Source organism: Neoaquamicrobium sediminum, from assembly GCF_013240295.1.
Classification (GTDB): Bacteria; Pseudomonadota; Alphaproteobacteria; order Rhizobiales; family Rhizobiaceae; genus Aerobium; species Aerobium sediminum.
On sequence record NZ_JABETK010000006.1, the window covers coordinates 12,649 to 39,010 of the forward strand.

Below are 26,362 nucleotides of genomic sequence, written 5' to 3' on the forward strand. Positions count from 1 at the left end.
CAATGGCCGCAAAGAGCCCGCCAGAGAACCCGTATCTCGCCGCACGCCAGGAATGGAACGAGCGCTACGGCTCCTATGTCAAGGCCGCCGTGTCGTGGCGTATCGTCGGCGTCACCGGCATGCTGATGGCGGTGATCGGCTTCTCGTACGGGCTCTACCAAAGCAGCCAGGTCAAGCTCGTCCCCTATATTGTCGAGGTCGACCAACTCGGCACGGCCGTGAGCGTCGGCTTCCCCCAGCAGATCGAATATGCGGACCCCCGCGTCGTACGCGCGACGCTGGGCACCTTCGTCGCCAATTTCAGGAGCGTGACGCCGGATGCGGTCGTCCAGAAGCAATATATCGACCGGACCTACGCCCTTTTGCGCACCGCCGATCCGGCCACCGAAAAGGTCAATGCGTGGTTTCGCGGCAATTCCCCGTTCGAGCGCGCGCGCACCATCACGGTCGCCGTCGAGGTGACCAACATCGTACCGCTCTCGAACCAGAGCTTTCAGGTCGATTGGACCGAATACGAGCGGGACCGGCAGGGCCGGGAGCTGGCCGTGCGGCGCTTCCGCGGGGTCGCGACCGTTACGCTGACGCCGCCCCAGGACGAGGCGCTGATCCGCCTCAATCCGATCGGGCTTTACCTCAGAGATTTTGATTGGACGGCGCAGCTGTGAGTGCCCGGAGATTTGAACGATGAGTCTACCCAGGATCCGGGCTGTGGCGCTTTGCACCGGCCTTCTCGTAACAATCGCGGCGACCGCTCCTGCCCACGCGCAGGGTCTGAGCCCGACCGAGGCGCGCGGCACGAGCATTTCCGACCAATGGCAGCACGGGCAGGGAATCGTCACGCACGGCCCGGACGGGAAGGTGATTTTCCTCTTTGGCCAGGTGCAGCCTTCGGTGGTCTGCTCGCCGCTACAGGTGTGCGATATCGAGCTGCAGCCGGGAGAGATCGTGCGCGACGTGTTGCTCGGCGACACGGTGCGCTGGAAGGTCGAACCTGCAACCTCGGGCGCACCGGGCGGGCAGGCCGTGCATCTGATCGTCAAGCCGGCCGAAGCCGGGCTCGTGACCTCGATGGTGGTGACGACGTCACGGCGGACCTACCACATCCAGCTCAAGTCGCATCAGACCCAGTACATGGCGAGAGTGGGGTTCGAATACCCCGAGGACGTCAGCGCGCGCTTTGCCGAGATCAACGCTCGTATCGAGGCGAGCATCGTGCCGGGCGCCGGCGTTCCGGCCGATCAACTCAACTTTGCCTTTTCTGTCAGCGGCTCGGCGAGGTGGCGGCCGACGCGGATCTACAGCGACGGTATGAAGACCTACATCCAGTTCCCATCGACACTCGCCGGGCAGGACGCGCCGGTCCTGTTCGTGATCTCGGGTGGGGAGAACCGGATCGTCAATTACCGTATGAACGGGTCTATGATGGTGGTCGACTACCATATCGACCACGCGATCCTCGTCTCCGGCGTCGGACGTAGCCAGGAGAAAATCACCATCAGGCGGGGAGGGTAGGGCGATGCGGAACACGTCACTCCTCGCGCGCGCCGCGGCGATCGTCCTGTGCGCGGTCCTCCTTGCCGGGTGTCAGACGCTCGGCGGGGCTGGTCTCGTTCAGAGCACCGCTACGGCGCAGTTGACGCCCGAGGCCGCGTCCTCGATCGCCGGCGACATGGTCGGCAGGCTTGCGGAGCAGGTCGGTCCGGGCAGAACGACGATCCAGCTCAAGCCCGATGGCTCGGTCTTCGGCCAGGCGCTCGAGGCCTCGCTTCGCGGCTGGGGCTATGCCGTCGCCACCGACCAGGCGACGGATGGAACCAATACGGTGGCGCTCGCCTATGTGGTCGACGACTTCGAAGGCAGCGTACTCGTGCGCCTGTCGACGCTGGCGGTGGACCTGACGCGGGTCTATCGGCTGGGTGCAGAGGGCGCCACGCCGGTCAGCCCGCTCTCGGTCATGCAGCGCGGGTCGGGTCAGACGTCATGACCGACGCACTCAAGCTTGGCGTGGCCGATTCATCGAGCGGCCCCCGCATAAGGCGGCTCAATCGCCTGCCGATCATGGTAGCGATCGCTCTGGTCGTCCTGTTCCTCGCCGTGATCTTCTACGGCCTCACCTCGCGAGGGCTGCGCTTCGGAGATCGCGATTCCGGGTTTGCGCCGGGATCGCAACCGGCTTCGACCCATGCCGACCAACTGACGCGGGGGTGCCCGACGGGATCATCGGCGAGCCGGCGCCGCTGACCTTCCAGCCCGTGCCGACCGCACCAAGGGAGCCAGCCCCGAACCCCTTCGCGCCGCCGGAACCGGCCGCCGTGCCCCCTCCTGCACGGCCGCTCGAACCTGAGGAAGACTGGCGGGCGCGGCTTCAGCGCGAGCAGGAGGAACAGGCGATGCGCGAACTCCACCGGCAGCGCATGGCGCGGCTTCAGGCTAACGACGCCGCATTCGATTCCCCAATCGTCGTCAGCCTGCGCGATTTCTCCGCGCAGGGATCGGGCGCCGCGACAGGCCAGAGTCAGGGTGGAACGGAGCCGGGTGCGACGCGGCCGCCCAGCGCGCTCGACCTCTACGCCGCTGCGATGCAGGCTGGCGCCGGTCAGGCAGCCGATCCGAACGCGCAAGGGGCTAAGGAGGGCTTCTTCAACCAGGACATCCGCGATCTGGGATACCTGCCGAATCCTGTCGTGCCGCAGATGTCGCCCTATGAGCTGAAGCGCGGCAGCGTCATACCCGCCACGCTGATCACCGGCATCAACTCCGATCTTCCCGGCCGTATCACCGCGCAAGTTTCGCAGAACGTCTACGATAGCGCTACGGGGCGGCACCTTCTCATCCCGCAGGGATCGAAGCTCTTCGGGCGTTACGATTCCAAGGTCACCTTCGGACAGAACCGGGTGCTGGTTATCTGGACCGACATCATCATGCCGAATGGATCGACATTGCAGATCGGCGGCATGGCCGGCACGGATGCGGCCGGCTATGGCGGGTTCTCCGACCGGGTCGACAACCACTATTTGCGCACCTTCGGCTCGGCGATCCTTGTGGCGCTGATTGGCGCAGGCACCGAAATGATGCTCCCGCAGGACCGCAACGCCTTCGGCACCGCCAACAGCGCCGAGGATGCGGCGCGGCGCTCGTTCGCCGAAACCTTCGGGCAGATCTCCGAGCAGACCGTGTCCCGAAATCTCAACGTCCAGCCCACCCTCGAAATCCGGCCCGGCTACCGCTTCAACGTCCTGGTCGACCAGGACATCGTGTTCCCGGGTTCGTACCGATAAGCATGACCCTCACCCTGTTTGCCTTACCATGCGGAAGGAAAAACGACTGCCACGCGAAGTGTTTCTGGATTGGCCAACAGTTGAATTCTCATCTTCTGCATCTCATCGACAGGCTATCGCTTCCGCTCGACGAACGGGCGGTTCGGCGTGCGCTGCGCGATTTTGCCGAGGATACAGGGTTCGACTTCTTCGCCTATCTCTATCTGCGCGGTCCGGAGAGTTTCGCGGTGTCGAGCTACCCGAAGGAATGGCAGGAACTCTATATCGAGCGCGAGTACATTCGCGTCGACCCCGTTGTCACACGGGCCAAGCATGGACCGCCGATCTTTGCCTGGTCGGCGGTCGAAGCGAGGCGAAGCGGGCGTAGGGACGTGCTGAAGTTCTATGCCGATGCCGAACGGTTCGGCATCAGGTCCGGGATTTCGATCTCGATTCCTGTGGGCTTCACCGAGCGCATGGTGTTTACGCTCGCGACCGGCCGAGCAACGTCCGACCGGGGCGACGATATCAACCCGGTGACGGCCGCCGTGTCCGTCGCGTTCGTGCATTCACGGCTGGGGCAATCGACAGGCGGCACGTCATTGGCCTCCGGTATCCGGCTGTCGCCCCGCGAGGCGGAATGCCTGCGCTGGTTCGCGGAGGGCACATCGATGCCGGACATCGCCTTGATGCTCGGGATCGCCTATCGGTCGGTACGGTCATATCTCGATGAGGCGACACAAAAGCTGGGAGCGTCGAACACGCGCCAGGCCGCCTCGATCGCGATCCGGCTTGGGCTAATTTAGGGTAGAGGCGGCTGTATTGTCGTCAGCGTCATCCGCCGGCACATCGGGGACATGGCCGAGCGCTCCAACTACTGCGCTGACAACTTCATGATGGCCATTCAGCGTGATGAGCGCCAGGTGGTAGTTGTGTCGGAGCTGTTGAAGCTCCCCGTTGTCGTCCGCGTCTGGACCGTGCGCCTCGAGTCGTTCGAAAAGGTCCTGCGCGTGCTGAAGATGACGTCGGTTTTGCAGAATGACTTCGATCGCCAGTTGCTCGAGCTCGCTCTCAGGAACGCCATCAAGAAGGCTCGAAATGGATCGTCGCGCCGACGGCGCGACCGCTTGATGCCTGTCCGATTGACACCCGCTCATGAAAAACCCGCGGCTTGGTCGCGGTGCGCCCCCGCGAACGATAAGATCTCGACCCCAAGCCGGGGTTGGAAAAACCGCCTTAGACGGCCCCTACGACCTTTAGCGCGGAGCACCTGGACATACGTCGCAGGCCCCCGGCCGTCGGTCAGAGGATCTTTGGTGCCGAACCGGCCGACACCAAACCGCTAAGGTGGGGTTTTCCACGCCCCAAGGCGGCGCGTACCGCCTCGGGGCATCTTATATTCTATCGTTTTGCCGAAGACCAGCGGAGCCGCCGGCAAGCCATCGCAAAGAACTTTAGGCCGTGCCGGTCGGCTGCGACCGATGCGTCGCGAGCACCGCATACGGCAGGCCCCCGACGCTGCCGAGGCGCCTCCGCATGTCGTTCGTCATGTCAAACAGCCCGGCATAGGTCATCGTCTTGCCGATTCGCGTCGGCGTGCCGATGATATCGAAGGGGCAGTCCGCGCTGCGGAAGATGCGGGCCATGCGGGCGTCGAACACGGAAACGATGTGTTCGACACCAGCTTTCTGGCACACCTCGACGATTCCGCAAAGAAGTTCGATCGTAGTGCGATTGACGATGTGGTTGGCCTCGGCGCGCTCGCCGGAGGTCAGGATGCTCGGATTGACAGCGAAACGGGAGCTTTCCCAGATGAGGGGGCTTTCCGGCGCCCCGTCCGGGACCAGGAGGGAAAACACGTCGCGGAGCATATAGGGGCCGGTCGTTGGGAGAAGGCGCACCGCGCCTTGCATCTCCTCGGTCTCCTCGTTGAGCGAGAAGAGATAGAGCGGGTCCTCGGCATCGAAACGGTCGGCTTCCCTTCCATCCTTAACGGTGACGTCCCACCCTAGCCTGCCGGCAAAGACTGCCGCCCGCATGCGGAACATTTCGTCCATGAGTTCCGGATGCAGCTCCCGGTCGACACCTTCGATTATTCTGATCATCGCGTTTTCCTCGCGTTGGATTGACAACACGAGAGGGGTAGGGGACGCGATGAAGCGCAGAAATCCGGCCATTTGGCCGGATTTACGGGATGGTGGAAAGCAGGTCAGCCTTGATAGCTTTGGCGACCGCATGGGTGTTGCTGGTTGCTGCAAGCTTATGCCGGGCGCTCTCGAGATAGCACCGGACAGTGCTCACCGAGAGTCCAAGTATCACTGAACACTCCCATGCAGTCTTACCTTCAGCTATCCAGCGTAAGCATTCTCGCTCACGGGGGACAGGTTCGTTTTGTTGTCCCAGCCACCGTGGAGGCGAAGTGCCATCGCATGAATATTTATTGCCAGCACCTGAAAATCGCGCATGAAGCGTCGTCGCGCGTCGCTCCATTCTTGATCGCTCACGTCACTCGTAATTGAGAATAGCGCGCGGTCGCCGTGTCGCCCGTGAACAGGGATTGAGAGACCCTGACGGCCAAGGCCAAACGCGGCAGCTTCAACGAACAAATTGCGTACCTCACCGTTAAGCGGAGCGAAGTCCTTCCAATCGATAGGCAATATGCGCCGCATGCCAAGTTGAATCACTGGGTCAACTTCGACATATCCTTGCGACTTGTAGTGAGCGACCCATTCATCGGTGTAGGTCGTTATAAAATAGGGTTCGTCTGGTCGATCAGTCGAAATGCCGGTGCCGAGATAAGCAACTGTTCTTAGTCCGTACACGTCGATCAATCTCTCAAATAGCGATGTGAAATCAAGAGAATGATTCGACTCTTCAATCTCCGAAAGTACCTCGATCAACCAATCGCCGGACATCTTGTTACCCTGCTCCTTCACGACTCCATCAACGTGGCATACAGCCAACTGACTGCACATTTAAGCACAGAGGAAGAGAGGGTCCTTGGCGAGCGAAGTGCACGAGACACTTCGAACTCGGGCTGGGAGCGACGAGCGCATCTGTGTGGGTACTTGCATATCCATTCAGGTGAATACAAGAGCCTGCATGAACCTCCATCCCATTCGCGTTGTGTCAGCGAGATCTACTCGACTGCAGCATCGCCCAGGTCGCACCGTTTAGATCAGTTTGAAGGAGACGCGTTGTGCAAAGCGAGCTTTCGATCGCACATACACTGAACGGAACCCGGCTCACTGGCACGTCTACGAGTGCATGCCCTGCTACTCAACGAGGCACAGGGGGCGGGGTAGTCTACTTCGCTGACCTTCTGTTCTCGGCGCGTGCCTGGAGGGCTACGGTTGCCGTGATTACCAGTCCAAGGATGATCTGTTGAATATACCCGTCAATGCGAACGAGGTTCATTCCGTTCGAAAGGACGGTAATCACCAGGGCGCCGAAAATTGGTGCAGCTATGTTGCCCTTGCCGCCGCGCAACGATGCTCCGCCCATCACGGCAGCTGCGATGCTTTCAAGCATAAGATTTCCACCGAGGTTCGGCTCTCCAGATCCGGTCCGTGCGGTAAGCAAGAGTGCCCCCAAAGCGACGATACCGGAGCATAGAACATAGGCGAGTACCGTGTATTTCCTCACGGGGATTCCAGCGACGACAGCCGCGCGCGGATTGCTTCCAATCAAGAATAGCGCGCGACCGAGGCGAAATCTCGTCAGAACTAAATGGGCGGCAACGAGGAGAACTATACAAGCTATGACGGGGGCGGGAATGCCGAGGAATGACGCCCTGTAAAAGACGTCATTGAGTATGCTCGGCACGTTGAAAATCTGGAACCCGCCCGAGATCGTCGTTGCAAACCCCATGCAGATATTGAGCGTGGCCAAGGTCACGATGAAGGGGTTTAACTGCCATCGCGCGACGAAAAAGCCGTTCACCAGACCTACGAGCAGGCCGATCGCTATGCCCGTTGCTATGCATGCCACGAGAGCGACCACATCCGATCCGGTTGCGCCGCCCACCCATACCATGGCCATGCTTGCGGCGACACTTATCAGGGAGACAGTCGTGCCGAGCGAAAGGTCGAAGCCGCGTACGATGACCACGAAGGTCTGCGCGAGAGCAAACACCGTTAGGTAGCTTGCCTGGATGGCCAGATTGGAGAGGTTGCCCCAAGTCCGGACATTCGGTTCCAGTGCTCCGAAAAAGAGGAAGAGCGCGACAATGGCGATGGGCAGCAAGACGTTGGGAAGGTTTCCAGTGAAACTCGTCCGGATCATTTGCGCTGACGCGTTCGTATCAGTCATAGCTCGGGCCTCCACGATTGCGACGGTCCATCAGAATGGCGAAGAGAAGGAGGACGCCGAACACGATCGTCTGCAACTTGCTGTCTATTCGGAGCAGGTTCATTCCGTTTGCAACGACCGTGAGAAAGATACTGCTCACTGCCACCATTTCAGCGCGGCCAATACCACCCCGCAGCGAGACCCCGGCAAGCACAGCTGCCCCAATGCTCTGCAACATGAACTCGGAACCAAGATTCGCCTGACCGGAGCCGATTCTGGCCGTGAGGAGGATTCCCACGAGACCAGCCAACGCAGAACAAAGCGTGTATGCCATAATGGTGAGTTTCTTTACCGGCAATCCCGATGCGCGGGCGGCGGGGCCGTGCCCTCCTACCGCGTACAGATGCCTGCCGATGTTAAGATGCCTCTGGGCCAATGCGATCGCCAGAATTAACGCTGCGGCGATATAGGTAGGGTAGGATAGCCCGAGTAAGGATGCCCTGCCGAACTCTCGTGTAAATCCCTCCGGCATGCCGTAGATTGGAATTCCGGACGTGATGTAAAAGGCAATGCCACCTACGACGGTCAACGTGCCCAACGTGATCATAAAGGCACTGGCTTTGGTGTACGCAACCAGTAGCCCGTTGATCAGACCAATCGAAGTAGAGAGACCAAGAGCGATCACACAGGAGATTAGGATCGTCAGCGTTGCATGATCGGGCCATAGAGCGCTCAATCGGCTCATCACGATTGAAGTGGTCACACTGCTCAAGGCGACGACCACGCCCACGGAAAGGTCTATCCCGCCGAGAATCATGACGAGCATTTGCCCGGAGCTTATGATGGCGAGGTAGCTTGCGTTTCGAAGTATGTTCGCGATGTTTGTTTCGGAAAAAAAACGTGGCTCGGCTATCGACAGGCCGACTGCGAGCACAAGAAGGAGAAGAGGAACGATACTTGTGGCGATTGAGACCTGTAATAGTCTTGAATATGCCGCTGGCTGTAAGACACCTTCACGCATTCACCGTACCTTTTCCTAGGCTGCCGGGCGTTCAAGGACATCTTCGGCAAAAAAGCACTTGAGCGCCTTCTCTTCGTTGATGTCGTCGCCTGTGAGTTCTGCCGTGATACGGCCTTTGTTGAAGATCAGAAGTCGATGGGACATATGCAGCAACTCCTGAAGGTCGGATGAAACAAGTACAACCGCGCATCCTTCCTCAACCAGTTCGCGCATCAACTCATAGATCTCGAACTTTGCATTGACGTCGATTCCGACAGTTGGCTCGTCAAACAGGAAAATGCTTGTCGGCCGTACCAAACCGCGCGCGAGCAGCACCTTCTGCCGATTTCCGCCTGAGAGGTTCTCGACAACGTACTCTATGTTGTTGGGCCGTAGCTTGAGTCGTTCGGAAACATTCCGGGCCGCTGATTTTTCCTCACCGAGGTTCAGTAGTCCGTAACGCGTGAAGCGTTGTAACCAGAGTGCTGAGAACAGAACGTTTTCTCTCACTCGTCGGGTCAACGCCAGCCCTTCGGCTACTCTGTCGGCGGGAAAGTAAGTTATGTCGCGTTCGAGCATCGTCCTGGGAGTCGGATTTGTAACCTGCTTGCCGTCGACTACAATGGTTCCTCCGGAGATGGGCTCCAAACCGAAGATCGCGCGCACAAACTCGGATTGTCCGCTACCGATGAGACCCCCGAGGCCGACGATTTCACCGGCGCGCACTTCCAGAGTCGCCTTTTTCACAGCGGCCCCGGTGAGAGCGAGGTCGGATACTGAAAGGCGAACATCGCCGCGCTTGCATGGGATTTCTGGAAAGAGCCTGTCGAGCTGACGACCTGTCATCAGCGTCACCAGATCGTCATCGGAAACGGTCGTGGCCGGAACGGTGGCCACCAAACGCCCATCTCTCAGAACCGTCACCCGGTCCGCCAAAGCCCTGATCTCCTTCATGCGATGGGAGACATAGATAATTCCGACTCCCTTGGCCTTCAGTTCACCAATCAATCGGAAGAGGTTGGATGCTTCCGCCTCCGTCAGCGAGGCCGTCGGCTCATCGAGAATGAGAATCTTTGGCTGGAACAGCAACGCTTTGGTGATCTCGACCATCTGTTGCTGAGCTCGGGAAAGGTCGCCCACTCGCTTGCCAATATCGACATTGAAGCCGAAGTTCGACAGCGCGAGTTGGCCCTCTCGTTTCATCCGCCTATGGTCGAGCCTCCCTAGGGACGATTTGTGTTCGCGGCCGAGAAACAGGTTCTCTATAACGGTCATTTGTGGCACCAGGCTGAACTCTTGGAAAACCACACCGATCCCAGCGTCGCGCGACTGCGCCGGGGACAATCGGCCGATCTCGTGCTCCTCAAGGAAACACTGGCCCTCGTCCGGCGGAAAGGTGCCGGCAATCAGATTGATCAAAGTTGATTTTCCGGCGCCATTCTCTCCGAATAGTACGTGGACTTCGCCGCTCTCGAGGTCGAAGTCCACACTATTGAGAGCAGTGACACCTTGAAAGCGTTTGGTGACGCCTTGAAGATTGAGCAACTGCATGAAATGCTAAGTCCTTTCGCCAACCCGTGGCGCGCCAAAACTGAAACCCAGGTTTGCTGCGGCTGTGGCTTGTCAGTCGACCGTGTAGACTGGCTGCCAATCTCTTGGTGCGAAAATGTTGTCGAGATTGACCTCGTCGACCGTCTCCACCGAAAGCATTTCGGGAACGATCATTACGGCTTCCGTAAATTCCTTGCTCTCAAGAACGCGGACGGCCGTATCGATCGCGATGCGGGCCTCAAGCACAGGCGCGAGCGTCGGAAAAGCCTTGACGTCGCCGGAGCGCAACAGGTCGTACATTGCCTGGTTTTCATAGGACGAAACGAGTTCGACCTTGTTATCCAGCCCCGCATCGACCACGGCGCCGACGGCCGCCTCGATAGCCGGGGGCGCCCCACAAAACAGAGACGTCGGGATAGGTCTGGAGCGAGTCTTCGACAAGTCTCAACTGGACGGCAACGCCCGTATCGCCCCATTTCGTATCCACGATCTTGGCGCTGGATCCGGAAAGCGCTTCCTCAAATCCCTGATTGAAGCCTTCCGCCCAACCGGAGCCTTGAGGCCCCGGGAAAGCCGCGACCTCGATCTCCGACCCAGTATGGTTGGAAAGAATGTATTCACCCGCCAAACGGCCGAGCGTCGGGTAGTCGACTGAGACCTTGGCTGTCACCTTGGCGTCAGCAACCGGGTTGATAAGCATGATCTGGGGGATGTTCTTCGACAATCCCTCCTCGAATTTTTTTCGCCATGCCGGCTTCGGAGATGGCGCCGGTGACGATCGCATCGGTCCTAGCAGCAACGCAGTCATCGAACTGCGATATTTGCCTTGGAAGATTCTCGTACCCCCCGCCTGCAAAAGCGTCAGCTTTACGCCAAGGCGTTTGGCTTCCTCGACGACACCGTAGGCAGCAGCCACCCACATGCTGTCCTTTACATGCGGAAACAGCACGCACAGGTGCCATTTCTTTTCCGCCTTGGTGAGTGGGATGTAGTCAAAAGCGGCCTGAGCGCCGTCGACTTCATTGTAGACCTTTGCCGGCCACCAATCGGCGGCGAACGACGCACTGCAGCTCAGGCACACCAGCGTGCCAGCGATCAACCCTGCCCTCACGTAAACCTCCCATACTTTAGTTGACGAGGATGCCTCCTCCAACGATGCATCCAAGGATTGCGTACAATGCAGGACGCAATGTGTCAATTGCTAGGGATTGTAGTCGCACGAGTTTTTGATGTGCTCCGCATAAAGCCGGCAGGTTCGATCCGGCCGTTAATGTACGAGACCTTGTTCGGCTTGATTGCCGCCACCGGCATGCGCAATTCCGAAGCCCTCTCGCTTCAGCTCGATGACCTGACCGCCGATGGCCTGATCATCCGACAGACCAAGTTCCACAAGAGCCGCTTGCTACCGCTCCACGGCACGATATGGGACGCTTTGGACCGGTATTTGATTGCAAGTCGCCGGCTCGGCACCTTGAGCAACGCGCTATTCTTTTCCGCCGCGGGCGCATCGCCAGCCTACAGTACCGTGATCGCCAACTTTCTCCAGCTCGCGCGCTCGATTGGCCTGCGAGGAGACCTCGGCCAACCGGGCCCCTGTATTCATGGTCTACGGCACACCTTCGCCCTACGCTCCCTGGAGCAGTGCCGGCACGACCGCGATGCCGTCGGCCTCCATATCGTTGCCCTCAGCACCTACCTCGGTCATGCCCACGTCACCGACACCTATTGGTACCTGCAGGCGACACCGATCCTGATGAGGCAGATCGCGCGGCGGCCGGCGAGGCCTTGCACCAAGGAGCCGTCTCATGACAGCGCTGGGATACAAGTATCACGGACCCGCCGGACGGTTGTCGGATTTCGTCACCTTCATGGAAACTCGAGGCGCCGAGACCATCACCGCAGCGCTGGCGATGGAGTGCGTGACGTCGATCGGCCGGCAACCGAGCTGGTCCATCCGCCTGACCGATGTGCGCTGCTTTGCTCAGCACCTCGCTCATTTCGACCCCATGACGGAAGTGCCACCTCAAGACGCCGTGCCGGCGCCGCGGCGGGCAAAGCCCTACATCTATAGCGATGCCGAGATCTCGGCGCTTCTGGCGGCGGCACTGACGCTGCCGCCGGCCAAGGCCCTGCGCCGCTGGACATATCATTGCTTGTTCGGATTGATAGCGGTGGCCGGGCTGCGCCATTCCGAAGCGCTCGACCTGCGCCGGGATGACGTCGATCTCGGCCAGGGCATTCTCACCATTCGCGAGACAAAGTTCGGTAAGTCGCGACTGGTGCCGCTCCATGCCACGACGGTCGCCGTGCTGTCGGACTATGCCGCGCGCCGCGACGCGCATCTCGGCACGCCGCGCAGCCCCTATTTCTTTGTCGCCGAGCAGGGCGGGAGATTGCTGCACCAATACGTGCACCGCGTGTTCTGGAAGCTGTCGCGACAGATCGGACTGCGGCAGAAGGGGGGCAGCGCAACGGTCCGCGGATTCACGATCTCCGCCACCGTTTCGCCGTCCAGGCCCTGATCAACTGGACACCTCGAACTACCGGGTTTCGCGGTCCGTGAGGATCGCGACGAGTGCCGTCACGGCGTAGAGCGGCGCGCTGGCTGCTGCTTGGGCTGACGTAGTTTGTCGATTTCAGCGTCGCGGCGGCGGTCTTGGCCGTCTCCACCGTCATGCGGGCGCAGTTCGTCCTTGGTGCCAGACGAAGCGGGTGAAGTTGTAGGCAAGGTTGGCCATGCCAATCTTGGTCCTGGCCCGCGCTATTCCGATCGTGCGCACGAACAGGCCCATTCTGGATTTCTGCTGCGCGAAGACGTGCTCGACGAAGGCGCGGATTTTCGAGCGCCGGCCGTTGGCGCGCGACGTCGCCTCGCTCATCGCCCGGCCCTTCGGCTTCTTGTGGTGGATGTCGGAGACGTAGCCGTTCTTGTCCAGCCACGCCTCGTTCGTCTTCGAGCGGTAGGCCGTGTCGGCCCAGACCGTAGAGCCGGTGTTGCCGCGGTTGAGCACATTGCGGAGTTGCGCCCCGTCATAGGCTGAGGCAGCGGTAACGTTCCAACAGCGGATGAAGCCGTGCCGGCGATCGATCGAGGCGTGGTTCTTGTAGCCGAAGGCGGGAATGGCGATGTCGCGCTGCTGGGCCTTTCCGTCCTCGGCCGCCTTGGCCTTCGAGAACTTCACCGTCCAGCGGGCGTCTCGATCCTTCTGGCGAAGCTTCGCGGGTTTGTCCTTCCATGCGTCCGGAACCTTGCCCGCCTTGATATCGGCCTTCTCCGCGTCGGTGTTGCGCTGCTTCGGCGCCGCCACGATGGTGGCGTCGACGATCTGGCCGCCCATCGCCAGATAGCCCGCCCTGGTGAGGTGCTTGTCGAACCGCGCAAACAGGTTCTCTACGGCATTCGCCTGCGTGAGGTGTTCGCGGAACAGCCAGATCGTCTTGGCGTCCGGCACGCGATCGCCGAGCCCCAGCCCGAGGAAGCGCATGAACGACAGACGGTCCTGGATCTGGAACTCGGCCTGGTCGTCCGACAGGCCGTAGAGCGCCTGCAGAACCATGATCCTGAACATCATCACCGGGTCGTAGGGCGGCCGGCCACCCTTCGCGCCGTCGGACCGCTTCAGCGCCTTGGAAAGCGGCTTTCGGAAAACCTCCCACGGCACCAACGCATTCAGCTTCTCGAGCGGATCGCCGGCTTCGCTCAGCCGCACGTAGCGCTCGTCGATGTCCCAGAACCCAGCCTGTGCCCGCATCGGTCTCCTCCCGCAAATCACCGCAGGAGTGAATCACGAAACGGCTGGGATGGGGAGGTTCTTCGAGGTGTCCAACTGGTATCGTGCGGGCGAAGACGTCGAGCGCGAACTGCCGGTCCTCTCGACCTTTCTCGGCCACGTCAATGTTCGCGACACCTACTGGTACCTATCCGCCGCGCCGGAACTGATGACCCATGCCGCACGACGATTGGATGAGCGGTGGGAGGTTCGCTCACGCGCTCAAGCCGCTCGATCCGCTCTTTTGAAATGCGGACCGCCTCTACCATCTCCTGGAGCGCGATCTGATGCGTCGGGTGGTCAAACCGCTGCTCCTGCAGCCAGCGCAGATAGCGCATCGTCCAACCCTTCTTGCGCGGAAAGACACGGCCGTGCTTGAGCATGAAGGCGCTCACCTGCTGGCGATGGACCCGCAGCGTCTCGACCGCGGCCGCTCGAGCGCGAACGAGATCTCGCATGGCTTCATGGCCTTCATCGGGAACCCATACCGCCGTCAACTCGCCGGCGCGAAGCAGTCTGGCCAACGACACTGCATCTCGGCGGTTCGTCTTCACCCGATCCCCAGGTTTCCTGGGAATCAGCGACGGCGCGATCACGGTGCATTCGTAGCCGAGCGAGCGGATCAACCGATAGAGGCCATAGCCGGTTGGTCCTGCCTCGTAGCAGAAATGGACCCCATCGAACTTGGCGGCGATCCGCTGGATAACGCGGCGCATGCTCGTATCCGATGCGTCGACCTCCCCGAAGAAGCGAACCTCTCCCTCCCGGCCGGCATCCGCAATCGCGATGGCGTTCCTCAACTTCGCCACATCGATTCCGACAAATGCTTCCCTATAATCTGCCACGGCTCGTCCTCCTGTGATGAGGATCGGCTCGGCCCGCCCGAGCAACTCTCGGACGCGCAGTGTAGGGCGAGCCACCTCAGCAACAGAGGCGGACATACGGTCTTACGTCCGGAATCGCCCTTAGAGTATTGCGACTGCCTTCTCTAACCGTACGATACGAGCAGTATCGGAGTTTCGACCTGAATCTCATCTTGAGAATGTACGAGCAAACGGGAGGCACATGACCGGTGCCAGCAACCTGCGGCACCGGTCGATCCCTCAATTTAGCTCCGCAATGATTTTATAGAACTAGGCACTCCTGTAGGATGCCCATGTGCAACTCGGCTGCCAACTCACGAGGAGGCGGTGCCTAAACGCCTCGTAACCAAGCCATCGTCTCCGAAAAGCTCGACGTCCTTTCCTCTCCATCCAGCCTGAGATCCATTTCGACGTGCTTTAGATGGTGGAGCATTTCGCGGGCCGCCGTTTCACCGTCTTGTCTGGCTATGGCGTCGGTTATTTGGCCGTGTTCTCCAGGGGGACAAGCCTGCTCCCCTTTGGCATGAAGCAGGATGGCCAGACAGGTAAGTGTCTGCAATCGGGTCATCAATTGAACGAGAACGTGATTGCCCGTTAGCTCGGCAAGCCTCAGATGAAACTCACCAGCTAACCGGACAAAGGTTCCTCTTGCGTCATTCTTCCTAGCAGCTGTTTCGGCCTCCAGATGCTCGTGCAGTTCAGCCAAACCTGCCTCGCTCACCGATACCGCCAGCGTTCGAACGATCTCCGGTTCCACCATACGACGTACCGCGAGGATGTCCCGTGTTTCCTTCCTGGTTGGAGAGGCAACAGTTGAGCCTACGTTTGGCATCTTCACCAGGATGCCATCCTGAGAGAGCCGGGCCATGGCTTGCCGTACGATAGTCCGACTTACATTGAACGTCTCGGCAAGCCTTTCCTCAGTCAATCTTTCGCCAGGAGGAATTCTTTGCTCAAAAATTGCATGAATAATGCGCCTGCATATCTCTGCTTCAGTCTTGCCATGTAGCTTTTCGAAGCGTGGAAGGATAATTCCCACGATTTACACTCCTATTTCCTGGGCCAATACGGCCCCATAGTCGCGCCTTCAGCCCGGGAGCTGGAATAGAGCCTCCGTTTTTTGGCTACTATTTCACAGATTAGCATTCGAGCTACGGCGTAAGCCCGGATGCCGATTCGGGACCAATTGGCTCCTGAAGACAAAAGTAGCATGCCACCCATTGACGGATCGGTCAAACCGTATCACACTATATTGTACACAACGCCACATGCAATGCTCAGGCTGGAGGAGGCTTTGGGCCACCGGGCCTATCGAGATCAAATGCGCCTGAGCCATTCAGCGACGTTGGTGGGATTCCAGGCCTTCCCGCAGAGGGAGGTCGGCCCGACGGGGTGTAAATGCGATCATCGCGGTCGCTTCAAACGGAGGAAATACAATGGGACTTCATGAAAGAGATCTCCAGACGGTCAACAAGCGGCTGCCGCTTAAGGACGCCCACGAAAAGGTCACTGGGGTGCATGAATTCCCTTACGACTTTACAGTGCCGGGTATGCTCTACGGCAGAATCCTGAGAAGCCCGCACGCCCATGCCCAAATTCGCCGTATCGACGTATCCAAAGCTGAGGCGCTCCCCGGTGTCATTGCGGTGATCACGCACAAGGATGTTCCTGCCGAGGAATGGATCGGTCTGTGGACGAATTATCGCGGCTGCGTGATGGACGACAAGGTCCGTTTCGTCGGCGATGAAGTCGCTGCCGTAGCTGCCATCGATATCCGCACCGCTGACAGGGCGCTCGAACTCATAAAGGTCGAGTACGACATACTTCCTCACGTTCTGGACGCCAGGGAGGCTATGAAGCCCGGCGCACCCCAGGTCAAGACATCGGGGAACAACTCGAAGGATGTCGTTCTCGTGAAATGGGGCGATGTCGAGCAAGGTTTTCGCGAAGCTGATGTCGTGGTCGAGGGCGCGACGCTCAACAACGCCCAGGATCAGGCAACCTTCAGCCGCAATTCGCCGATCGCAAGTTGGGCCGACAACGACACCAAGTTGACCTTGTGGTCTGGCTGCACGGCGCCGAGCGAACTCAAGGACGCAGTGGCCAACTTGGTCAAGCTTCCGAAGAGCAGTGTGCGAATCGTTGCGCTACCGACCGGCCCCTCGCTGGGAAAGTGGTGGTTCAACAATCTCGAGATGATGACCGTTTACCTTGCCAAGAAAGCGCATCGTCCGGTCAAGATTGTTCTTCGTCAGGACGAGGTTTTTGCCGGCATCAAACGGCGTCATATCGAATACACCACGGGCCGTCTCGGCGTCATGAAGGACGGCACGATGGTGTCCATGGAGGTCAACGATATCTTCGACAACGGCGCATACGGCGACAAGAACGATATCTTTCAGAGCCTCTCTGAGCTTTGGCCGCGCGTCAACCACGGCTATTTCGAAATGTACGGGGTCTCTACCAATCTCGTCACTGCGGGATGCATGCGCGGCGTTGGCGACCTCACGATGAACTTCGCCCTTGAGGTTCTCATTCACAAGGCTGCCGAAAAGATCGACATGGATCCTGTCGAATTGCGCCGTATCAATGCAGCCAAGGCTGGCGATCCGTGTCGCGGCCAGGACATCCACCATGAACTGTTCGGGTCGCACCTTCCATATCCGGAGAAGGTCGTCATCTCCAGTTGCGCCATGGACGAATGCCTGACCAAGGGCGTCGAAGAGTTTGGCTGGAAGCGGCGCTGGGGTGGATGGTCTTCCACAAACAAGTCAAGCGGGCCGGTCAAACGCGGAGTCGGCATGGCCACAGCTATGCATGTCTGCGGTATTCGCTATACCGGAGACTGTGGCGCGATCGTGAAAGTCAATGCCGATGGCTCCGCCAACCTGATGGTTAGCCTGGGGCGCCAGGGCAACGGCAACGATTCGACACAGTGCCAGATTGCTGCGGAAGAACTCGGCATCCCCTACGACATGATATCCATCGACTGCAACGACACCAACGTAACGCCGTGGGGACAGGGCTCGACGGCCAGCACTTCCACCTATCTCTCGGGCACCGCTACGCGGGAAGCAGCCAGAGACGCCAAGCGCAAGATCCTGAAGCTAGCGGAATCGAAGCTCGACGAATCCGCCGACAATCTGGATATCAAGGACGGCGTCATTTTCAGCAAGACCCACCACAACAAGCGCATCCCGATCACCCGTGTCCTGGAAGACAAGATCCCCGATTTCTGGGAGCTTGCGAAGCAGCCATGCATCGTCGGCAGCACGGTCACGAATGTGCCGGACGATCAGATTCCCAAGCATGTCGCGGCGCATTTCGTTGAGCTGGAAGTCGATACCGACACGGGCGAGATACGGCTTCTCGACTATCTGCAGGTCCAGGATAGCGGTCGCCTGATCAATCCCGAAGTCTGCGAGAATCAGCTGAACGGCGGCTACTACCAGGGCGTTGGATTTACACTGATCGAAGAGCTCGTCCACGACGATATGGGCCGAATTCTCAATCCGAACTTCGCGCACTACAAGATCTTCCGGTGCGGCGACCTGCCCGACCCGAAGATCCACTTCATCGAGCAGGACGATCCGGTCGGTCCGTTCGGCGCGAAAGGTTTGGGCGAGGCGCCGATCTGCGTACCGCCCGGCGCCATTGCCTTGGCGATCTACAACGCCACAGGCGTGTGGATGACGGAGACTCCGTTCACGCCTGAGCGCGTACTCAAAGCTCTCGGCAAGATTTGACGGCCATCGTGCTTCGCTGCTGCGCCCCCGGTTTGTGGTTCTGAAAGCAATGAGCTCTTCAGGGCGACAAGCCAGGAGGCAGCGGCGTTCACCGGTACAATTTGCGGCGAAAGACAGCCGCGCCCCGCACGCAAATGCTCGGCAGGACCATAATGAACAACAGATTTGAAGTATCAGACTATGTAAAACCAACGACTGTCGATGAAGCGCTGGCCGCACTCGATCGACACGGTGCGGCTGGCGTCATCCTCGCCGGTGGCACGAACCTTTTCCTGGAGGGCGCGGCTGGTGCAAGCGTCGCGATCGACATCAAGGATATTGCACTGTCCCAGATCGTCTCGGGCGATCGACTCAGAATCGGCGCGCTCTCGACAGTGGGCGACATCCGCAACGCTCCGGAGCTGACAAACGCGTACTATATCCTGAAAGAAGCCGCGGATCTCCATGGGCACAACCTGATCATGAAGCTGGCCACTATCGGCGGTAACGTGGCCAATGCTCATCCGGTTCTTGATTTTCCGCCCTGCCTGCTGGCTTTGGACGCGGTCGCGGTGCTGAAAAGCAGTCGCGGAGAACGTCGTGTGCCGTTGAGCGAATTCTTTGTCGGTTTCAAGAAGACGGTGCTGCAAAACGGCGAGCTGATAACGGAATTCGAACTCGGTGACTTTTCCGATCGCTCAGGAGGAGCATTCCTGAAGCTCGCCTGGTCGCGGGTTGACATGGCCGTCATCAATCTGGCGGCGGTGGTGGACCTGGCCGCCGACGGCACGTGCCAGAAGGCCCGAATTGCTTTGGGGACGGCAGGTCCGACGCCGTTTCGCGTGGAGGAGGCCGAGCAGCTCCTGATCGGCAAGAAAATTGACGACGCGCTTATCGACGAGGCAGCCAAGATCTGCAAGGCAGCCGCAAATCCCGTCGACTACTTCCGCGGATCAATCGACTACAAGAAACACATCATTGGTGTGTATGCCCAGCGAGGAATACGCTCGGCGCTTCGCAGGGCTGGGAAGGAGAATTAAATGAAAAAGTCCAACAAGATCGTAGTATCGCTAAATGTCAATGGCCTGACCTATGAAGTTCTTGCTGAGCCTCATGCAAAGTTGCTCGAGGTGCTTCGGGAAAATGTCGGCCTGAAGGGTGTAAAATCCGGCTGCGAGGAAGGCGAATGCGGAGCATGCGCAATTCTGCTCGACGGTGAGCCGGTTACGTCATGCATGATGCTGGCAGGTGCTGCCGTCGGCAAGGAGATCGTCACGATCGAAGGCCTCGCCAAAGGAGGTAAACTCCATCCGCTGCAGGAAGCGTTCATGAAGTACCATGGGATGCAATGTGGCTATTGCACGCCTGGCGCGATCATTGCCGCGAAGGGATTGCTCGATAAGAACCCCAACCCGACAGATCAGGAAGTTCGCGACGGGTTCTCGGGCAATCTGTGCCGTTGTGGCTCCTATCCGAAGATGGTGAAATCCGTTCTGGAAGCGGCCAAGGTGATCAACGGTTAACCCCGGCGCCGTGGAGCTCACAAAGAACAGAGCAGTTTGCAGTCGGGCGGTATCGTCCGACGGCTTCGGGCTTCGTCAAGTTTCCTCTGGATGAACTGGTTAGATTGTTCGTTGCGTAAGCGCACGGTCGGTCAATCAGGGGTGAGCCGCTTATCCATGGGTAAGCGCCATCCAACCAGTTCACATTCTTCACACATCTCGCGGTGGCAAACTCGGCCGAAATCCGCAAACTAGATAAGGCGCGGATGCCTATGAACACGCCAAGGCAGCTCTGGCGCAGATTCGACGACTACGTTGTTGAATTCGCATTGGAGCGTCTCCAGGCGGGCGAGCGCGTTGCTCTCGTAACGCTGGTGAAGATCGAGGGCTCATCGCCCAGACCACTGGGCGCACAAATGGCTGTTGCCGAGAGCGGCGTGTGGACCGGCTACCTGTCAGGAGGGTGCATCGAACGAGCTGTTGTGGCTGAAGCTGTTGCAGCGATTGCAGCCGGCGCCAATAGGCAAGTGCGCTACGGGCGTGGCTCGAAATACATCGACATTCAGCTTCCCTGTGGCAGTGCGATAGAACTTTACTTCGACGTTCTGATCGATCAACGGGCACTGGCATCGATCGTCGACGATATCAACTCCCGCAAGGTTGCCCTGATGACGATCCGCTCTAGCGATACTTTTCTGCGTCGCTATGAACCGCGCCGGCGTCTGATCGTCGCCGGCGTCGGTCCCTCGGCGGTTCGCCTTGCACTCCTGGGAGCTCAGGCTGATTTCGACACATTACTCTACTCCCCCGACGATTCGACACGAGAAGCCCCCGAACTGGCAGGCATCAGGACGTTTCCAATCGATAACGCGAAACAGATTCGGCTTCCGGCCGATGAAAGAACCGCGATAGTCTGTATGTTCCATGACCACGACCGGGAACAAGAAATCATACCTGCAGCGTTACAAACAAATGCCTTTTACATCGGAGCGATGGGAAGCAGAAAGACACACCAATCGAGAATTCTGCAATTGGTGGAACTCGGAATTGAGCCACGCCAGATTGCACGTATACACGGTCCGGCAGGACTGTTCTCAAGCGCAAAAAGTGCACACGATATTGCGATATCGATTCTGTCAGAGATAATACGCGCTGACTTATCCGTCAGCACTACTACACTGACAGCCAGTTCGGACGAAGGATCCTTCGCGCACGACATGGCTAACGCATAGCTGCGTCCGGTCTACTTTTCCTGAGCCTCTGCATCGCCACGCAGCCATGCGATCGTATCGTTGATTGAAGACCTCTCGTCGCGATGATCGAGCTGAAGATCGCGCTCGACATGCAGCAGATGATCGAGCATCTCTGCAGCCGCTGTTTCTTCATCGCCATCAGCGATCGCATTCATGATCCTGCTATGTTCATCGGGAGGGCAGGCGTCGTCCTGGTCGGCATAGAGCAGGATGGCAAGACATGTAAGAGTTTGCAGTCCTGTCATCAGGCGTGTCAGGACCTGATTCCCGGAGATTTCGGCGAGAAGCAGGTGAAACTCGCCTGTCAGTCTGACCAGAGTCCCCCGGTCACCGCGACTTCGGGCGACCTGCTCCTTTGCGAGATGAGCACGCAATCGATCCAGTCCCTCACCGTCACGGATGGCCGCGAGCATTCGCACGATGTCCGGTTCAACCATCTTGCGGACTGCCAGGATGTCGCGGGTCTCCTTGCGCGACGGAGCCGCGACCGTGGTGCCGACGTTCGGCAATTTGACGAGCACCCCGTCCTGGGCAAGCCGCGCTATGGCTTGCCGGACAACCGTGCGACTGACGTCAAATGTCTCGGCCAGCTGCTCCTCGGTCAGGCGCACGCCGGGAGGCAACCTCAACTCGAAAATCGCCTGCAGGATTCTCCTTCGTATTTCCGCTTCGGATTTGCCGTGTGCTTTCTCGAACCGTGGAAGGGTCTGCCCCAAAATTCTGCTCCCTGAAAAATTCTGCCCCCGGCGAATCAGGTCGGAGAGCGATTCACAGCGAAAAACACATTAGCGAATCAAGGCGCCCGATCGATTCCTCATAGGCGACATGACCTACGGTGTCTGGTCGATAAGTACACCGAAAACTTATGCCGTTGCCTATTGACAATCCAGCCAACGGGATATCACTCTATCATTGTGCACAACGAATGACACAATAACAATCGCACACTGCAGCATGAGGATCCGTCCGCAAGTCGAATGCGACTCCGTTCTTGGTTTGGACAAGTCGCTTAATGGTGAGGCAAACCAGGCGCCGCTGGTGTTGCGGCGCGTCAACGAAGGGGAACAGACATGAAAAAAGACGCACTGAACCACTCCTGCCTGGCCGAGAACTCAGTTTCAAAAGTAGCGGGCGGACTTTCGCGCAGATCGGCAATGATTGCCCTTGCGAGCTCGATATTTGCCGGATCGCTCATGGCGATCGAGCCGGCCATGGCTCAGGATGCAAGCGCCACGTTGATTGTCGCTGGCCCCCGGACACCGGAATCGCTCGATCAGGAGTATCCTCCGACCGAAGCCGTCCACGAAGTTCGTCGCAATGTTTACGAACGACTTCTCGACTACGGCTCGAAAGAGGAAGGCGGCATAAAGTACGAAGACTTCGGCACGATCGAGGGTCGGCTCGCCGAGAGCTGGGAGCTTGCCGATGATCGCAAGTCAATTACGTTCCGCCTGCGGAAAGGGGTAAAGAGTTCCGCAGGCAACGAGCTCGATGCGGACACGGTGATGTGGTCATTTGAGCGCGGTTGGAACATGCGCTCCAACTTCCACTGGTACATGACGCAGATCCTGAAGATCACCTCTTTTGAGGAGGCCTTCAGCAAAATCGACGACTATACGGTCAAGGTCACAATTCCCAATCCTTCACCACTTCTGGACCGGATCTGGGTGAACAGCGATCTCGGTATCGTTGATGCCGCAGAGCTGAAAAAGCATGTGACTGCCGACGACCCGTGGGCCGGCCGTTGGCTGGCGTCGAATTCGGCGTCGTTCGGTCCATATTACGTAACCAGATACAGTCCCGGGCAGGAGGTCATCTACCAGGCCAACGAGGACTACTATCGTGGGCCTGCGAAGATCAAGCGGGTGATTTTCCGCGAGATACCGACTTCCGCCAATCGGGTTGCCGCACTTCAGGCAGGTTCGGTCGATGTGGCGGAGTATTTGCTGCCGCGAGAACTGTCGCTGCTCGAACGGGTCCCTGGGGTGAAGGTCTGGAAGGTATTCGGCAACTACATCCATCGCGTCGAAATGAACAACACGACCGAACCCTTCACCAATCCGAAAGTTCGTCAGGCGCTCAACTACCTCGTGCCGCGGGATGATATCCTGAAAGCAGTCTACTTCGACACGGCGCGGCCCACGATGAGCCCGATTTCGGAGATCTATCCGGGCTTCACGGAGGAGTTCTTCAGCTACACAACCGATGTGGAGAAAGCCAAGGAACTGCTCGCCGAAGCGGGATATCCGGACGGCTTCAGCACGGAACTTGGCTATCGCACGGGCGACCAGATCGAAGAGGAGATCGCCGTCATCCTGCGGACAGCGTTCGCAAGGGCCGGAGTCGACGTGACGCTTTCCAAGCTTCCGGCGTCCACCCTCGTCGAGAGATACACCAACGGCACCATTCCGATGTACTTCTTCCGCGATATGGCGATCGTCCCTGATGCTGCCTACGTGGCGAACCTCTGGCTCAACAGCGGGTCGCTGATCAACTATTCCCGTCTCAAGAGCGAGGAAGTGGATCAGCTTATCAATCAGGGTTTGACGGGCACCGACGAGAATAAGCGTCTGGAAGACATGAAACGGGTTCAGCAGATCGCGATGGAGGCCGCACCTTGGGTATTCCTGTTCAATCCGGGCTACCAGCTCGCGACCCGGGATAATGTGAAAGGCTATTCCTGGTACACGCCGAACGGCAACGCCTGGTACGACTTCTACAAGGAATAGACCAGGCACGACGCCGGGGTGCCTCCCGCTCCCGGCGTCCATCTCAAGGTGCATACTCATGAACTTCCAAGACGCCTGGGCCAGGTTTCCTCGTCCGTTGAGAATTATTGCTCTCCGTCTCCCGATGGTCGTGCCGCAGATGCTCGGTGTCATGCTCGTCACCTTCCTGCTGGTGCGGCTTCTTCCGGGCGATCCGGCCCTGTTGATGCTCGGGAACACCGCAACACCTGAATCGATCGCGGCACTTCGCGAGCGTCTTGGACTTGATCGGACCATATGGGAGCAGTTCATCTTTTATATGGGAAACGTAGTGCAGGGCGATCTCGGCATGTCGCTCTTCACATCTAAACCCGTTGTTTCCGATCTGCTGGAGCGGGCTCCTGCTACACTGTGAACCGCCCCGGGTTTGCCGGAGGCCGTTTCTTTTGAGTCACGCGGCCATGGCTGGTTCTTCCAGCATGGCGTAGTAGCGTTCCTCGGCTTCCGCCGGCGGGATGTTGCCGATGGGCTCCAGCAGCCGGCGATTGTTGAACCAGTCGACCCAGGTCAGCGTGGCGAACTCTACGGCCTCGAAGCTACGCCATGGCCCGCGCCGATGAATGACCTCGGCCTTGTAGAGGCCGTTGATCGTCTCGGCGAGAGCATTGTCGTAGGAATCGCCCACACTGCCGACGGAGGGTTCGATGCCGGCTTCGGCCAGTCGCTCGGTGTAGCGGATGCTGACATATTGAGACCCCCTGTCGGAATGGTGCACCAGGCCGCCGCGGTGGATGGGCCGCCGTTCGTGCAGGGCCTGTTCGAGAGCATCGAGGACAAAGCCCGCATGGGCGGTCCTGCTCACCCGCCAGCCGACGATGCGGCGGGCATAGGCATCGATGACGAAGGCCACGTAAACGAAGCCGGACCAGGTGCTGACGTAGGTGAAGTCCGACAGCCACAGCCTGTTCGGCGCGGGGGCATGGAAGACCCGGTTCACATGGTCGAGCGGGCACGGGGCGGCCTTGTCCTGCACCGTGGTGCGGATCGGCTTGCCGCGGATGACGCCCTGAAGGCCGAGGTCGGCCATCAGCCGCTCGACCGTGCAGCGCGCGACGGCGAAGCCTTCACGCAGCATCTGCCGCCAGACCTTGCGCGCGCCATAGACCTCGAAGTTCTCGGCGAAGACGCGCTCGATCTCAGGCCTCAGGACACCGTCCCGCTTCGCCCGCGCCGACAGCTTCTCCGGATCGACGCGCTTGGCGACGTGGTCGTGGTAGGTCGACGGGGCGATCGGCAGAACCTTGCAGATCGGCTCGACCCCATGGACCCCGCGGTGATCGTCTATGAACCCGATCATCGTTTGAACGGGCGGTCGAGCTCCGCCTGGGCAAAATAAGCGGAAGCCTTGCGCAGGATCTCGTTGGCCTGCCGAAGCTCCCGGTTCTCCCTCTCTAGCGCCTTCAGCTTTGCCGCCATGTCCGTCGGCACACCGGCGCGCTTGCCGGCGTCTACCTCGGACTTCTTCACCCACTCGTTCAGCGTCTGGCCCGTGCAGCCGATCTTGGACGCGATCGACATGACCGCAGCCCACCGGGAGGGATGTTCATGTTCGTGATCCAGCACCAGCCGCACGGCTCGCTGGCGCACTTCCGGGGAAAACTTGTTCGTCGTCTTGCTCATGATGGCTCCACCTTCTCAGGAGTTGGAGCCTCCGGCAAACCCGGAGCGGTTCACTGGAACTGATTTCATATGCAATGATCATGACGATCGGGCTGGGAGTGACGGTCGCCGTCTTTTCCGTGGTGTGGAAGGGGGAATTGTCGACCACGTCAGTCGAATCTATGGTCTCGCCGCCGGCGCGATTCCCGACTTCTGGGTAGGGCTCCTGCTCATTTTCTTTCTCTTCTACATGGCAGGCATCGCCGCCGCTCCGTTCGGCCGTATCGACGCCATGTTGTCGGCGCCGCCGATGATCACCGGCTTTTATACCGTCGACAGTTTGTTGGCGGGCGACATGGCGGCCTTCCGCTCTTCGGTTGGCCGACTGATTCTGCCGGTGCTGACGCTTACAATCGTCAATGCAGGCATGTTGATGAAGATGACGAAGGCGACGTTTTCCGACATCTATCGCAGCGATTTCATCCGCCACCAGCGCGCCAGCGGCCTTCCGGAAAGAGCTATTGTCAAAAGCGCTTTGAGAAACAGCCTGCCCCCGGTGATCACCACGGTGGGCTTCCTCTTCAGTTTCCTGCTCGGCGCTGCCGTTCTTGTGGAGACGATCTTTTCATGGGGTGGACTGGGGCAGTACGCCGTGCAGGCCGTTATCAATAGCGACTATCCCGCGCTGCAGGGATTTGTCCTGGTCGCGGCCGCCTTCATATTGATCGTCTATCTCATAGTCGACGTTCTTTACGAACTGGTCGACCCCCGTATCAAGGTCTGA

General features: G+C 59.2%; 25 protein-coding genes, 4 pseudogenes and 1 other annotated feature. Of the genes and pseudogenes, 15 read left to right on the forward strand and 14 right to left on the reverse strand.

The window, feature by feature from the left end; translation table 11 throughout:
- Window positions 1-2 precede the first annotated feature (2 nt).
- The 5 genes and pseudogenes from HK436_RS28955 (at window position 3) to HK436_RS28975 (ending at window position 4,063) form a co-directional block, all read left to right on the forward strand.
- Window positions 3-665 (forward strand): conjugal transfer protein TrbF, encoded by a 663-nt coding sequence (locus tag HK436_RS28955; protein ID WP_173195057.1) that lies wholly within the window; start codon window positions 3-5, stop codon window positions 663-665.
- A gap of 19 nt (window positions 666-684) precedes the next feature.
- On the forward strand, window positions 685-1,512 hold the full coding sequence (trbG, locus tag HK436_RS28960; protein WP_173195058.1) for a P-type conjugative transfer protein TrbG: 828 nt from the start codon (window positions 685-687) through the stop codon (window positions 1,510-1,512).
- Window positions 1,513-1,516: 4 nt separating this feature from the next.
- A complete protein-coding gene (gene trbH, locus HK436_RS28965) occupies window positions 1,517-1,984 on the forward strand; it encodes a conjugal transfer protein TrbH (RefSeq protein ID WP_173195059.1) in 468 nt (155 codons plus the stop codon).
- Window positions 1,981-3,278 (forward strand): annotated as a pseudogene (trbI, locus tag HK436_RS28970) (IncP-type conjugal transfer protein TrbI). The gene trbH and the pseudogene trbI overlap by 4 nt, the downstream one beginning before the upstream one ends.
- An 80-nt stretch (window positions 3,279-3,358) precedes the next feature.
- Window positions 3,359-4,063, forward strand: a complete 705-nt coding sequence (locus tag HK436_RS28975; protein ID WP_173195060.1) for an autoinducer binding domain-containing protein — start codon at window positions 3,359-3,361, stop codon at window positions 4,061-4,063.
- On the opposite strand, the gene HK436_RS28980 is transcribed toward HK436_RS28975, so the two are convergent.
- From HK436_RS28980 to HK436_RS29015, 9 genes are all read right to left on the reverse strand, one after another.
- On the reverse strand, window positions 4,055-4,414 hold the full coding sequence (locus HK436_RS28980) for a transcriptional repressor TraM (RefSeq protein WP_173195061.1): 360 nt from the start codon (window positions 4,412-4,414) through the stop codon (window positions 4,055-4,057). The two genes, HK436_RS28975 and HK436_RS28980, sit on opposite strands and share 9 nt — an antisense overlap.
- A gap of 297 nt (window positions 4,415-4,711) precedes the next feature.
- Window positions 4,712-5,362, reverse strand: coding sequence for an acyl-homoserine-lactone synthase (locus tag HK436_RS28985; protein ID WP_173195062.1), 651 nt, complete (start codon window positions 5,360-5,362; stop codon window positions 4,712-4,714).
- Between the two features lie 82 nt (window positions 5,363-5,444).
- Window positions 5,445-5,576 (reverse strand): helix-turn-helix domain-containing protein, encoded by a 132-nt coding sequence (locus tag HK436_RS33905; RefSeq protein ID WP_376769231.1) that lies wholly within the window; start codon window positions 5,574-5,576, stop codon window positions 5,445-5,447.
- A 29-nt stretch (window positions 5,577-5,605) separates the two neighbouring features.
- Window positions 5,606-6,193: an autoinducer binding domain-containing protein gene (locus tag HK436_RS28990; RefSeq protein ID WP_173195063.1), complete on the reverse strand. Its 588-nt coding sequence runs from the start codon at window positions 6,191-6,193 to the stop codon at window positions 5,606-5,608.
- A gap of 370 nt (window positions 6,194-6,563) precedes the next feature.
- On the reverse strand, window positions 6,564-7,568 hold the full coding sequence (locus HK436_RS28995) for an ABC transporter permease (RefSeq protein WP_206680655.1): 1,005 nt from the start codon (window positions 7,566-7,568) through the stop codon (window positions 6,564-6,566).
- Complete coding sequence (locus HK436_RS29000) at window positions 7,561-8,568, reverse strand: ABC transporter permease (RefSeq protein WP_173195064.1); 1,008 nt, start codon at window positions 8,566-8,568, stop codon at window positions 7,561-7,563. The genes HK436_RS28995 and HK436_RS29000 overlap by 8 nt, the downstream gene beginning before the upstream one ends.
- A gap of 15 nt (window positions 8,569-8,583) precedes the next feature.
- Window positions 8,584-10,098: a sugar ABC transporter ATP-binding protein gene (locus HK436_RS29005; RefSeq protein ID WP_173195065.1), complete on the reverse strand. Its 1,515-nt coding sequence runs from the start codon at window positions 10,096-10,098 to the stop codon at window positions 8,584-8,586.
- Window positions 10,099-10,170: 72 nt separating this feature from the next.
- Window positions 10,171-10,458: a type 1 periplasmic-binding domain-containing protein gene (locus HK436_RS29010; protein ID WP_173195066.1), complete on the reverse strand. Its 288-nt coding sequence runs from the start codon at window positions 10,456-10,458 to the stop codon at window positions 10,171-10,173.
- On the reverse strand, window positions 10,436-11,197 hold the full coding sequence (locus HK436_RS29015; RefSeq protein ID WP_173195067.1) for a type 1 periplasmic-binding domain-containing protein: 762 nt from the start codon (window positions 11,195-11,197) through the stop codon (window positions 10,436-10,438). The genes HK436_RS29010 and HK436_RS29015 overlap by 23 nt, the downstream gene beginning before the upstream one ends.
- 210 nt (window positions 11,198-11,407) lie before the next feature.
- On the opposite strand from HK436_RS29015, the pseudogene HK436_RS29020 reads away from it, so the two are divergent.
- Together HK436_RS29020 and HK436_RS29025 are read left to right on the forward strand one after the other, a co-directional pair.
- Window positions 11,408-11,779, forward strand: a pseudogene (locus HK436_RS29020) (tyrosine-type recombinase/integrase); the annotation flags it as partial.
- A gap of 124 nt (window positions 11,780-11,903) precedes the next feature.
- Window positions 11,904-12,620 (forward strand): tyrosine-type recombinase/integrase, encoded by a 717-nt coding sequence (locus HK436_RS29025; protein ID WP_244649539.1) that lies wholly within the window; start codon window positions 11,904-11,906, stop codon window positions 12,618-12,620.
- 150 nt (window positions 12,621-12,770) lie between these two features.
- On the opposite strand, the gene HK436_RS29030 is transcribed toward HK436_RS29025, so the two are convergent.
- A complete protein-coding gene (locus HK436_RS29030) occupies window positions 12,771-13,850 on the reverse strand; it encodes an IS5 family transposase (protein WP_173195068.1) in 1,080 nt (359 codons plus the stop codon).
- A 73-nt stretch (window positions 13,851-13,923) separates the two neighbouring features.
- Between HK436_RS29030 and HK436_RS32100 the strand changes: the two are divergent.
- A pseudogene (locus HK436_RS32100) lies at window positions 13,924-14,085 on the forward strand (tyrosine-type recombinase/integrase); the annotation flags it as partial.
- Between the two features lie 4 nt (window positions 14,086-14,089).
- On the opposite strand, the pseudogene HK436_RS29035 reads toward HK436_RS32100, so the two are convergent.
- A pseudogene (locus HK436_RS29035) lies at window positions 14,090-14,713 on the reverse strand (IS110 family transposase); the annotation flags it as partial.
- Window positions 14,714-15,062: 349 nt separating this feature from the next.
- The gene (locus HK436_RS32105; RefSeq protein WP_173195069.1) at window positions 15,063-15,770 is read right to left on the reverse strand and encodes a GntR family transcriptional regulator; all 708 of its coding nucleotides are present in this window, start codon (window positions 15,768-15,770) and stop codon (window positions 15,063-15,065) included.
- A gap of 397 nt (window positions 15,771-16,167) precedes the next feature.
- On the opposite strand from HK436_RS32105, the gene HK436_RS29045 reads away from it, so the two are divergent.
- The 4 genes from HK436_RS29045 (at window position 16,168) to HK436_RS29060 (ending at window position 21,190) form a co-directional block, all read left to right on the forward strand.
- Entirely contained in the window at window positions 16,168-18,477 is a 2,310-nt protein-coding gene (locus tag HK436_RS29045) for a xanthine dehydrogenase family protein molybdopterin-binding subunit (RefSeq protein WP_173195070.1), read from the forward strand.
- 152 nt (window positions 18,478-18,629) lie between these two features.
- Entirely contained in the window at window positions 18,630-19,496 is an 867-nt protein-coding gene (locus tag HK436_RS29050) for an FAD binding domain-containing protein (protein ID WP_173195071.1), read from the forward strand.
- Window positions 19,497-19,979 (forward strand): (2Fe-2S)-binding protein, encoded by a 483-nt coding sequence (locus tag HK436_RS29055; protein ID WP_173195072.1) that lies wholly within the window; start codon window positions 19,497-19,499, stop codon window positions 19,977-19,979.
- 251 nt (window positions 19,980-20,230) lie between these two features.
- Window positions 20,231-21,190, forward strand: coding sequence for an XdhC family protein (locus tag HK436_RS29060; protein WP_173195073.1), 960 nt, complete (start codon window positions 20,231-20,233; stop codon window positions 21,188-21,190).
- Window positions 21,191-21,201: 11 nt separating this feature from the next.
- On the opposite strand, the gene HK436_RS29065 is transcribed toward HK436_RS29060, so the two are convergent.
- Entirely contained in the window at window positions 21,202-21,927 is a 726-nt protein-coding gene (locus HK436_RS29065) for a GntR family transcriptional regulator (protein ID WP_173195074.1), read from the reverse strand.
- A 354-nt stretch (window positions 21,928-22,281) separates the two neighbouring features.
- On the opposite strand from HK436_RS29065, the gene HK436_RS29070 reads away from it, so the two are divergent.
- On the forward strand, window positions 22,282-23,940 hold the full coding sequence (locus HK436_RS29070) for an ABC transporter substrate-binding protein (protein ID WP_244649540.1): 1,659 nt from the start codon (window positions 22,282-22,284) through the stop codon (window positions 23,938-23,940).
- A 58-nt stretch (window positions 23,941-23,998) separates the two neighbouring features.
- On the forward strand, window positions 23,999-24,334 hold the full coding sequence (locus tag HK436_RS29075; RefSeq protein WP_244649541.1) for an ABC transporter permease family protein: 336 nt from the start codon (window positions 23,999-24,001) through the stop codon (window positions 24,332-24,334).
- A gap of 36 nt (window positions 24,335-24,370) precedes the next feature.
- Here the strand turns inward: HK436_RS29075 and HK436_RS29080 are convergent.
- A protein-coding gene (locus HK436_RS29080) for an IS3 family transposase (RefSeq protein WP_173187516.1) occupies window positions 24,371-25,599 on the reverse strand; the annotation gives its coding sequence in 2 pieces (ribosomal slippage) (window positions 24,371-25,311 and window positions 25,311-25,599; 1,230 coding nt in all).
- Window positions 25,202-25,318, reverse strand: a sequence feature (AL1L pseudoknot). (Overlaps the previous gene by 117 nt.)
- On the opposite strand from HK436_RS29080, the gene HK436_RS29085 reads away from it, so the two are divergent.
- Entirely contained in the window at window positions 25,580-26,362 is a 783-nt protein-coding gene (locus HK436_RS29085; protein ID WP_244649542.1) for an ABC transporter permease, read from the forward strand. The genes HK436_RS29080 and HK436_RS29085 overlap by 20 nt on opposite strands.

Excerpts from the sequence above, each read along its gene's own strand:
- HK436_RS28955 (WP_173195057.1), top strand. The coding sequence starts at position 3 with ATGGCCGCAAAGAGCCCGCCAGAGAACCCGTATCTCGCCGCACGCCAG.
- trbG (WP_173195058.1), top strand. The coding sequence starts at position 685 with ATGAGTCTACCCAGGATCCGGGCTGTGGCGCTTTGCACCGGCCTTCTC.
- trbH (WP_173195059.1), top strand. The coding sequence starts at position 1,517 with ATGCGGAACACGTCACTCCTCGCGCGCGCCGCGGCGATCGTCCTGTGC.
- HK436_RS28980 (WP_173195061.1), bottom strand. The coding sequence starts at position 4,414 with ATGAGCGGGTGTCAATCGGACAGGCATCAAGCGGTCGCGCCGTCGGCG.
- HK436_RS28985 (WP_173195062.1), bottom strand. The coding sequence starts at position 5,362 with ATGATCAGAATAATCGAAGGTGTCGACCGGGAGCTGCATCCGGAACTC.
- HK436_RS28995 (WP_206680655.1), bottom strand. The coding sequence starts at position 7,568 with ATGACTGATACGAACGCGTCAGCGCAAATGATCCGGACGAGTTTCACT.
- HK436_RS29000 (WP_173195064.1), bottom strand. The coding sequence starts at position 8,568 with ATGCGTGAAGGTGTCTTACAGCCAGCGGCATATTCAAGACTATTACAG.
- HK436_RS29005 (WP_173195065.1), bottom strand. The coding sequence starts at position 10,098 with ATGCAGTTGCTCAATCTTCAAGGCGTCACCAAACGCTTTCAAGGTGTC.
- HK436_RS29025 (WP_244649539.1), top strand. The coding sequence starts at position 11,904 with ATGACAGCGCTGGGATACAAGTATCACGGACCCGCCGGACGGTTGTCG.
- HK436_RS29030 (WP_173195068.1), bottom strand. The coding sequence starts at position 13,850 with ATGCGGGCACAGGCTGGGTTCTGGGACATCGACGAGCGCTACGTGCGG.
- HK436_RS29045 (WP_173195070.1), top strand. The coding sequence starts at position 16,168 with ATGGGACTTCATGAAAGAGATCTCCAGACGGTCAACAAGCGGCTGCCG.
- HK436_RS29050 (WP_173195071.1), top strand. The coding sequence starts at position 18,630 with ATGAACAACAGATTTGAAGTATCAGACTATGTAAAACCAACGACTGTC.
- HK436_RS29055 (WP_173195072.1), top strand. The coding sequence starts at position 19,497 with ATGAAAAAGTCCAACAAGATCGTAGTATCGCTAAATGTCAATGGCCTG.
- HK436_RS29060 (WP_173195073.1), top strand. The coding sequence starts at position 20,231 with ATGAACACGCCAAGGCAGCTCTGGCGCAGATTCGACGACTACGTTGTT.
- HK436_RS29070 (WP_244649540.1), top strand. The coding sequence starts at position 22,282 with ATGAAAAAAGACGCACTGAACCACTCCTGCCTGGCCGAGAACTCAGTT.
- HK436_RS29075 (WP_244649541.1), top strand. The coding sequence starts at position 23,999 with ATGAACTTCCAAGACGCCTGGGCCAGGTTTCCTCGTCCGTTGAGAATT.